The organism is Lewinella cohaerens DSM 23179 (assembly GCF_000379805.1).
GTDB lineage: Bacteria > Bacteroidota > Bacteroidia > Chitinophagales > Saprospiraceae > Lewinella > Lewinella cohaerens.
This window is the reverse complement of the sequence record NZ_KB903602.1, coordinates 1-1,965: the sequence shown is the minus strand read 5'-3', so window position 1 is coordinate 1,965 and position 1,965 is coordinate 1. Positions and strand designations below refer to the sequence as shown.

Sequence of the window (1,965 nt, the reverse complement as noted above, 5' to 3'; positions counted from 1 at the left end):
GTCGTCGACGGAGCAGAAAGTGATCCCAATGATCCTTGTGATCCTGATCCTAATGCTGTACCTGGTGCATGTGGTACAGTGTTGAATGTGAAAGTCTTACTACAAGGTGCCTTGATAGGAACCAGTGATGGATTGATGAGAGATGATTTACGGACGCAAAACCGTATTCCATTATTGGAGCCTTACACCGCTACTGGAGCAGCACGCTTCACTCATTTTGGAAATGGTGGTGGTGAAACCACTACTGTTGGGGTATTGAATACAGGTGCAGGAACAGCCGATGCTATTGTTGATTGGGTCTTCTTGGAAATCCGCGATGCTGCGGACTCTACAGTGATACTCGAAACCTTATCAGCGCTGGTACAACGTGACGGTGATGTAGTAGATGCTGTTACAGGTGTGGCTCCTGAAATATTAGGTTTGCCAACCTCTTTCTACGTGAGCGTTAAACATCGAAATCACTTGGGAGTGATGACTGCCGCACCTTTAACGGTAGACGTAAACCTAGAGGTGTTGATTGACTTTACCTCTGCAGCTGACGCTGATGTATACAATACTACCGGCTACGATGGTGTGGAAATGGCAGGCTCTGTGGGAGAAAAATCCCTATGGGCAGGTAACGCCAATTTAGATGGCAAAGTTAAATACGATGGTGGTTTCAATGATCGTCAAACGATTTTTGCTCAGGTAATAACCTTCCCTGGTAACACCGATGATGAATTGAACTACAATAATGCCTTTGGCTATTTCAGTGGTGATATTAACATGGATGGTAAGGTGAAGTATGACGGGGGAGGAAATGACCGGGTAATTATCCAGGGCATTGTCCAGATATTGTATCCATTGAACACCGATGATAGTTTAAATTATGATAATCTACTGGAGCAATTGCCACAGTAGAATACATAAACTGAATCGCTAGACAATTCGTCTGCACCTCTCTTCTGAGTGGGGCAGGCGAATTGTTCTACAACCAAGAAATGATACTTACAACACAAATTTTTAATTTTTTATATCAACAAATCTCATGAAACACACTTTATTCTTTTTTCTGTTGGTTTGCTTTTTCTCCTTGGGGACACTACACCTGAGTGCACAAGGAGAAGTAGCGTATACCCTTAAATACAATGAAACAGATAATCTCTACGAGGCTTACATTAGATCCGACTTTTCAAGTGGATCTTTCTTTCTAGGAGGGGGATCTCAGTTCTCTATTATCTTACCTCCTATTATTCCTGATGTAGCCTTGACGATTAATTCAATTGAGGGAGGTACTTGGATAGATAACTCTCAAGTTTATGCTCCTGACCCTTCCGCTAATGTCGATTTTCACTCCATAACGACCTCTGGTGTTCAGATGATGTTGACTGCGAATACAGAGTTGCTGATTTTTACTTTCAGTTTGGGGGATCTAGGTTGTGTAGATGACATTAGGGTATTCAATAATGGTGTTGATCCTGATTCAAGTGTGCCATTTATGAATGATTCCGATTTCAATAATGCTTGGTTTGACGCATTGTCTACCGAGTTTTATGTTGGTAATTATGATAATGAACCCATGAGTTGTCAGAACTGTGATGGCGTATTTAACCTAGGCTGTATTGCAGACCTTAATGTTACTTTAGGTGAAAACTGTAGTGCTACAATTGTTGGGCCTATGGTGCTAACAGGTGATTTTGCCTGTGCTGATGAAATAATCATTACGGTTGACGGTACCGATAGTAACGTTATTCAAGGGTGTGGAGATCACACCTTCATGGTGACTGTTATTTACGAAGGCGAAGAAATCTACACTTGTTGGGGCGATCTTTTCGCCGAAGACAAAACCGACCCAGTGGTAGAGTGTCCTGCTGACACAGATGAAGTAACTGTTGATTTCGACCTTCAGACGTTGGAAGGTAGCATCGACGGCACGGAGCCAACGATTGCCCTGGACGACTATAGCTGTTTCCAAAGCTTCTTTGA

Annotated in this window: 1 protein-coding gene and 1 pseudogene; both read left to right on the top strand. The window is 42.6% G+C overall.

Features of this window, described 5'->3' with window-relative positions:
* Positions 1 to 900: hypothetical protein (locus A3EU_RS34685; protein WP_026211608.1), on the top strand; the 900-nt coding region annotated here is incomplete at its 5' end.
* A 127-nt stretch (positions 901 to 1,027) separates the two neighbouring features.
* Positions 1,028 to 1,965 (top strand): annotated as a pseudogene (locus tag A3EU_RS33345) (hypothetical protein); the annotation flags it as partial.